Genomic DNA, 6,921 nt, shown 5'->3' with positions numbered 1-6,921 from the left:
ACCGGCTGCTGCTCTTCCGCTACCGCCTCGACCCGCGTCTGGGCATGTTCATCTACCACGGCTCCTCCGTCGGCACGAGCAAGACGAACTTCATCGAGCCGTGGCAGACCAACCAGATCGACCTGCTCCAGGAGTACCTGTGCGAGGGCCTCGGAGAGGACCGCCCCTTCGTGGCGGTGTGCTCCCAGTCCCAGGAGGGCCAGGAGTCCAAGCTCGTGCACGGCAAGCTCTCGGGGCTCGCCGCGGCCATCAAGGACATCGACTACGGGACCTCCCTGTTCATCCCGCCGAGCGACGGGGTCGGGGACCTGGACCGGGACTTCCTCGCCCGCCTGCTCGGCGAGCAGCCTGCCGTCGCGGTCTGACCGACGGCGCCGGCCCCACACCATCCTCCGGAAGGCAGAACGACACCGTGCGTGAATTTGCCCTCGACGACCTCGCACGCATCCTCCGCGAGTGCGCCGACCACGACGACTGGGAGACCCTCGACCTCGCCGGGGACATCTCCGACGAGACCTTCGAAGCCCTGGGCTTCGACTCCCTCACCCTCTACAACACCCTGATCCGCCTCGAGCTCGACCACGGCATCGAACTCACGTACGACACCTTGTGGCAGGCCCGGACTCCGGGCGGTCTGCTGCGGGAGATCAACGCGCTCCCCGCCCGGGCAGCTCGGTGAAGGAGGACTGACCGATGTGCGGAATAGCGGGATGGGTGGCCTTCGACCGGGAGGTCCGCCAGGACGAGGCGGAGATCACCGCCATGACCCGGATCCTGGTCTGCCGGGGCCCGGACGCCGAGGGGATCTGGACGTCGCGTCACGTCGCGCTCGGCCACCGCCGGCTCGCCGTCATCGACGTCGAAGGCGGCCGCCAGCCGATGGTGGGGGAGGCCCGCGACGAGGACCGGGTCGCGCTCACGTTCTGCGGCGAGGTCTACAACTTCCCGGAACTGCGGACGGAGCTCGTCTCCCACGGGCACGTCTTCCGTACCCGCAGCGACACCGAGGTGGTGCTGCGCGCCTACCTCCAGTGGGGACACGGCTTCGCCGAGCGGCTCAACGGCATGTTCGCGCTGGCCGTCTGGGACGGCCGGACACAGGAGCTGACCCTCGTCCGCGACCGGATGGGCGTCAAGCCGCTGTACTACTACCCGACCCGCGACGGCGTGCTGTTCGGCTCCGAGCCCAAGGCCGTGCTCGCCCACCCGTCCGTTTCGGCCCGGGTCGACGCCGACGGCCTGCGCGAGGTCCTCGACATGGTGAGGTCCCCGGAGGCCGCCGTCTACTCCGGCATGTACGAGGTCCGCCCCGGGCACTACATCCGCATCCGCCGCGGCGGCCTGACCAAGCACCGCTACTGGGCGCTGGAGGCCCGTGAGCACACGGACGACCTGGACACCACCGTGGGCACCGTCCGCGACCTGCTGGAGGACACGGTCGCGCGCCAGCTGGTGTCGGACGTCCCGCTGTCCAGCCTGCTGTCGGGCGGACTCGACTCCTCGGCCGTGGCCGCCCTGGCCGCCCGCCACCTGGACCCGTCCCCGCTGCGCTCGTTCTCCGTCGACTTCTCCGGCGCCGGCGACTTCCGCCCCGACGCCGTGCGCGGCGCGGCCGACGCGCCCTACGCCCGCGAGGTGGCACGGCACGTGGGGGCCGACCACACCGAAGTGCTCCTCGACAGCGGAGAACTGCTCGACCCCGCCGTCCGGGCCGCGGTCCTGCGGGCCACCGATCTGCCCCCGGCCTACTGGGGCGACATGTGGCCCTCGCTGTACCTGCTCTTCAAGGCGGTGCGCCGGCACACCACGGTGGCGCTGTCGGGAGAGGCGGCCGACGAACTGTTCGGCGGCTACCAGTGGTTCCACAACCCGGGGGCCGTGGAAGCCGACACCTTCCCCTGGCTGACCTCGGGCTCGGCCCGCTACTTCGGCGGCCTGCGCCTGCTCGACCGGGGGCTGGTGGAGAAGCTCGACCTCGCCGGCCACCGCCGCGCCCGCTACGCCGAGGCCATCGCGGAGGTGCCCGTCCTGCCGGGCGAGGACCCGGCGGAACGCCGGATGCGGCAGATGAGCCACCTCAACCTGACCCGCTTCGTCCGGACGCTGCTTGACCGCAAGGACCGCATGAGCATGGCGGTGGGCCTGGAGGTCCGGGTGCCCTTCTGCGACCACCGGCTGGTCGAGTACGTCTTCAACACGCCCTGGGCGATGAAGACGTTCGACGGGCGGGAGAAGAGCCTGCTGCGCGCCGCCACGGCGGACCTGCTTCCGCAGTCCGTGCTCCAGCGCGTCAAGACCCCCTACCCCACGACGCAGGACCCCGCCTACGAGGCCGGGCTGCGGGCGGAACTCGCGGAGGTCCTGCGCGACCGGAACGCGCCCGTCCGGGCGCTGCTGGACGTGGAACGCGCGACGGCGCTCCTCGCCCGCCCCCAGGGCTCCGTCAGCCGGGCCTACGACCGGGGCAGCCTGGAGCTGGCCGTCTGGCTGAACAGGTGGCTCGGCGCCTACGACGTCACTCTGGAGCTGTGACGTCGGGTTCGTCGAGGTAGCCGGAGGCGCCGAGCAGGTAGCCGAGCTGCGCCCGGTTCGTACTGCCCAGCTGTTCCGCGATCTTGGCGATGTGCGCCCGGCAGGTGCGCACGCTCATCCCCAGGCGCCGGGCGATCGCCTCGTCCACGTACCCGGCGACGAGGAGCTGCGCGATGGAGCGGCGGACCCCGGGGATGACGCTGGGGTTCTCCCTGGCCGAGGCCGCCGCGACGAGGGGGGTGGCGCGGTCCCAGGCGCGCTCGTAGATGTCCACGAGGAACGCGACGAGGGCGGGCTGGCGTATCTCCACCGCGTTGCGCCGGTCTCCCCGGGCGGGGAGGTAGGCGACGGACCGGTCGAAGATGATGAGGCGCTCGAAGAGCTCGTCGAGGGTCCGCACCTCCGCCGCGCCGCTGTAGGCCGTGATCTCGCGGACGTAGGCCATGGTGGCCGGGTTGTAGCGCACCGTGTGCTGGTACATGGTGCGCACGTGGACGCCGCGGTCCAGCAGTTCCCTGCTGCGCCGGAGGGCCTCGGTCAGTACGGACGAGGACCGGCCCCCGCCGGGCTGGGCGGTGAGCAGCTCCTTCGAGCAGTTCACCGTGGCGTGGTCGATGGCCGCGTTGATCGTGGCGAGGCCCTCGAGCACGGTGAGGTCGGAGACCGGGCGCTGATGGGCGTTGTACAGGGCCTCGATGGGTTCCAGCGCGTGCTGCAGGTCCTGGGCCGCCTGCTGCCGTGCGCTGATCTCCTGCTCGATGGGGCGTACCAGCAGGGCGAGGGCGGAGGAGGGGCGGATCGGGGTGAGGGCGTGCGCGGAGCCGGTGACCGGCTGGACGAGTTGGAGCCGCAGGACGCACGACGGGATGGCGGCGGGGTCGGCGTTGCCGGCGCGCACGGCGCCGAGGTAGTACTCGACTCCCGTGTCGCACAACGACGCACCCGAACAGCAGCCCGTGTCCTCCGGATCGGGGACGCTCACGTTCAGCCTCCTGCAATGTCACATCATGAGCCCGTCACGCTCTTGTCCGACGGCGAGCCGCAGGCGAGAGTTTCTCCCGTAGGCGCCAAAAGGCGGCCACAAGGGGGAAATTATGAAGTCTCTGTTCGTAAGTCTTTCGATCGCGCTCGTGGCGATCGCCGCCGTATTGGCCTCCGCTCCGGCGGACGCGAATTCCGGCAGTACTGAAACCCGTTCTGTCGCCATCGTCGTGAACCATGAAGATCCGGGATGGGACTGATCCTGCTTCTTTGACGGGTTCGTGGTAAAGCGCTCCCGTCAATCTGGAAGATCATGCCATATCCGTCAACCCTCTACCAGCCCTCTAGTGGCCCCCGTGCGCTCAACCGGCGGATCGAGGCCCTGCTGGAGGCCGATGTACCGGCGGTATGCCCCGTGCACGTCGGATTGGCGCCGCCGGTCTCCTGCTCGCCCAAATATTCCGCGGCGACATTCGTTATCGCCCGGTATCTGGTAAGTGGACGGGTCGACGGGATTCCGCTTTTCCCGGTGCCGGCTCCGCGGCATCTGCGGGTGCTCACCGCCGCGAGCTGGGGCCGGGCGGACGCCGTGGGCTCGGAGTTCGACCTGCTGCCCGACGACCTGGCGAGCCCCCTGTGGCGGCGCACGGCGGAGTTCACCGCCCGCCCGGACCGGCTGACCCCCCGTGAACGGGGCGCCGCGGGAACGCTGATGCTCCGGCTCGGTTACCCGGCGTCAGCGGTCTCGATCATGAACCCCGGCGCGGGGCCGGGCACCGCGGCGCTCCCGGCCGACCTGCCGCCGGAGGCACTGCCCGCCCTGGTACGGGCCCTCATGGAGGCGCACCCGCGTCCCGCCGAGGTCGAGGCCGAGGTCCTCAGGACCGTGACGGATCCCCGGACACCGCCGGCGGTGCGCCTCGTCCTGTGGGTCCCGGCCCTGGCATCGGCCGTCCGGCCGTCCTCGCGGGTCGGCCCGCGGGCCCTGCCGCACCTGGTCGCCGAGGCCGAACGCACGCTCCGGGAGGCCGGGGACGGCGCACAGGACCGGCTCGGCCTGTCCGGCGTGTGGCGGGTCCGGCTGTCGCGGGCCCTGTGCGAGGCGTCCCTGGCGTGCGGGAGGCGCGCCGCCGCCCTGGACCACGCGGACGGGGCCGCGCTCCCTCTGCTCACGGCCCGGCCGGCGAGCGACGCGGCCGCCCCGGACCGGCTGGCGTGGGAACTGGAGTCGATGGGCCTGCTGCGGACGCAGGCACGCCTCGCCCGGCGCTCGGAACGCTTCGAGGAAGCCCTCAAGGCCGCCTCGGCCATGGCGCGCCTGGACCCGTTCGACCCCGGAGCCCACACCGCCCACGCCGAGGCCCTGCTCCGCGCCGGGCGGCACGACGACGCCCTGCGCGCCTACGAGCGGGTGTTCGCGCTGGGCGGCGTGACGGTGGCCGGAGCCGCGTTCGGCACCGGATGGATCCACGAACAGAGAGGAGACCTCGGGCGCGCCCGCGAGGCCTACGAACTCTCGCACCGGATCGACCCGACCGTCCCCGCGGCCGCCGCGTTCCTCACCCGCGCGACGCCCCCCGCCGACCCCGCGCCCGTCAGTTGAGCAGGGCCCGGGCCGAGGCGGCCTCCGCGCGGATGCGGATCGCCGACGGGGGGTCGACCGCGTCCATGACGACCGCGTACGCGTCCATCTCCGCCGCGCCCTCCCGGAAGGAACCCCGCTCCACCAGCAGCTTGGCCCGCTCGTAGCGCAGCGCCGCCGGGTGCGAGGGCAGCAGCAGGGACAGGTCCAGGGACCACAGGGCCACCGCCGAGTGCTCCGGCCGCGCCGACGCCCAGACCCGGATGTTGCCCAGCACCCGCAGGACGATGTCCAGGGTCCGGGCGGCCGTCCGCGGCCCCCGGGCGAGCTCCGCCGGACCCGTGCCCAGCGAGGCGCCGCCCGCGAAGGGATCGACCACGACCCCCTCCTCCGGGTCCCCGAAGCCCACCGTGAAGTGCCCCGGCAGCCCCAGCCCGTATACCGGCGCCCCCGCCCGCCGGGCCACCTCCAGCCAGACCACCGACAGCAGGATCGGCAGCCCCCGGCGGCGCCGCAGCACCTCGTGCAGCAGCGAGGACTCCAGCCGGTCGTAGTCCTTCGGGGTGCCGTGGAAGCCGAGCCGGCCGCCCAGCAGCTCCGTCACCGCCGCCGCCCAGGCCTTCGCCCCGCGCAGCCCGTACGGGAGCATCCCCGCGAGCCGGTCCAGCTCCATCTGCGCCCAGTCCATGGCCCGTTCGTCCAGCTCCGGGTCCGCCTCCGCCGCCAGCAGCAGGCACAGCGTCGCCAGGTCCGGCCGCTCGGCGCGGGCCTCGGCCGCGAACAGCTCCCGCGAGGCCGCGCTCACGCCCCGGCTCCCGCGCGGAAGTGGTGGTACGAGTGGTGCGTGGCGAAGCCCATGCCGTCGTACAGGGCCCGCGCGCCGGGATTGTCCGTCTCCACCTGGAGCCAGGCCGCCGACGCCCCCTCCTCCAGCGCCCGCCGCGACAGCGCCGCCATCACCGCCGTCGCGAGGCCCTTGCGGCGGAACTCCGGGTCCACCGCGACGGCCCCGAAGCCGGCCCAGCGCCCGTCGACCACGCACCGCCCGATCGCCCGGCCGCCGTCCAGGGAGGCGAACCACACCGACGGGCCCGCCACCAGCATGCGCCGCGCCAGCCCGGGGTCCCGGACCCGGCCGTAGCGGCCGAGCCAGGCCTCGTCCGGCTCGCGCGTCAGCAGCACCCCCGACACGTCCGCGTCCAGGTCGGCCACCGGCGCCAGGCCCCCGGTCCGGACCTCCGCCGACACCTCGTTGACCCAGCCGCGCCGCTCCAGCTCCGCGCAGAGCTGCTCCTGGGTGCCGGCGGCGCCCGTCGCGGCCTGCACGTAGGCCGGCAGGTCCCGTCGCGCGTACCAGGCCGTCACCCGCGCGAGTGCTTCGTCCAGGGGTATCCCCGGGTCGCCGAGCGGCAGCACCGAGTTGGCGCGCCGGGTGAACCCGGCGGCCGCCCGCAGGGTCCATTCCCCCAGGGGCTCGCTCTCCAGGGGCGGCCACGCCCGCGCGGTGACCCTCGTCAGCTCCTCGAAGGAGGCCGCGGGACCCCTGCGGCGGGCCGGTGCGGCCGGCACCACCTTGCCCGCGACCAGGGAGGATTCCGGGATGTGGACGGACACGCCGTCCTTGCGTGTGATCGTCAGCACACCCGCGGTCCAGGATGTGAGAACCCCTACGGCGTCGGCGAAGACGGGGGCACCGCCACCGCCGCCCTCCACCCGTCGTACAGAGACTCGTTTACCCACGTCAGCCGGGGTAATACGGATCTCCAGCAGTCCTCCGGCAGTGAATTCCACAGCTCTGTCCGCCCCTCCTGTTCGGATCGTGCCCG

8 protein-coding genes are annotated in these 6,921 nt (G+C 72.9%); 5 read left to right on the top strand and 3 right to left on the bottom strand.

Annotation, left to right across the window (positions count from 1 at the left end; genetic code table 11):
• The 3 genes from AB0O29_RS23465 to asnB form a co-directional block, all read left to right on the top strand.
• On the top strand, positions 1 to 365 hold a 365-nt coding region (locus AB0O29_RS23465), incomplete at its 5' end, for a hypothetical protein (protein WP_365154314.1).
• Between the two features lie 47 nt (positions 366 to 412).
• Positions 413 to 679, top strand: a complete 267-nt coding sequence (locus AB0O29_RS23460) for an acyl carrier protein (protein WP_365154312.1) — start codon at positions 413 to 415, stop codon at positions 677 to 679.
• Positions 680 to 693: 14 nt separating this feature from the next.
• The gene (gene asnB, locus AB0O29_RS23455) at positions 694 to 2,532 is read left to right on the top strand and encodes an asparagine synthase (glutamine-hydrolyzing) (protein ID WP_365154310.1); all 1,839 of its coding nucleotides are present in this window, start codon (positions 694 to 696) and stop codon (positions 2,530 to 2,532) included.
• Here the strand turns inward: asnB and AB0O29_RS23450 are convergent.
• Positions 2,516 to 3,514: a LuxR C-terminal-related transcriptional regulator gene (locus AB0O29_RS23450; protein WP_365154308.1), complete on the bottom strand. Its 999-nt coding sequence runs from the start codon at positions 3,512 to 3,514 to the stop codon at positions 2,516 to 2,518. The genes asnB and AB0O29_RS23450 overlap by 17 nt on opposite strands.
• A 112-nt stretch (positions 3,515 to 3,626) precedes the next feature.
• On the opposite strand from AB0O29_RS23450, the gene AB0O29_RS23445 reads away from it, so the two are divergent.
• Positions 3,627 to 3,773: a hypothetical protein gene (locus AB0O29_RS23445; RefSeq protein ID WP_365154307.1), complete on the top strand. Its 147-nt coding sequence runs from the start codon at positions 3,627 to 3,629 to the stop codon at positions 3,771 to 3,773.
• Between the two features lie 269 nt (positions 3,774 to 4,042).
• Positions 4,043 to 5,116: a tetratricopeptide repeat protein gene (locus AB0O29_RS23440; RefSeq protein ID WP_365154305.1), complete on the top strand. Its 1,074-nt coding sequence runs from the start codon at positions 4,043 to 4,045 to the stop codon at positions 5,114 to 5,116.
• On the opposite strand, the gene AB0O29_RS23435 is transcribed toward AB0O29_RS23440, so the two are convergent.
• Together AB0O29_RS23435 and AB0O29_RS23430 are read right to left on the bottom strand one after the other, a co-directional pair.
• Entirely contained in the window at positions 5,109 to 5,900 is a 792-nt protein-coding gene (locus AB0O29_RS23435; RefSeq protein WP_365154303.1) for a transglutaminase-like domain-containing protein, read from the bottom strand. The genes AB0O29_RS23440 and AB0O29_RS23435 overlap by 8 nt on opposite strands.
• The gene (locus tag AB0O29_RS23430) at positions 5,897 to 6,886 is read right to left on the bottom strand and encodes a GNAT family N-acetyltransferase (RefSeq protein WP_365154301.1); all 990 of its coding nucleotides are present in this window, start codon (positions 6,884 to 6,886) and stop codon (positions 5,897 to 5,899) included. The genes AB0O29_RS23435 and AB0O29_RS23430 overlap by 4 nt, the downstream gene beginning before the upstream one ends.
• Positions 6,887 to 6,921: the final 35 nt, after the last annotated feature.

The organism is Streptomyces sp. NPDC089915 (assembly GCF_040684675.1).
Classification (GTDB): Bacteria; Actinomycetota; Actinomycetes; order Streptomycetales; family Streptomycetaceae; genus Streptomyces.
Note: the sequence above shows the minus strand (reverse complement) of the source record. Positions and strands in the feature narration are given on the sequence as shown.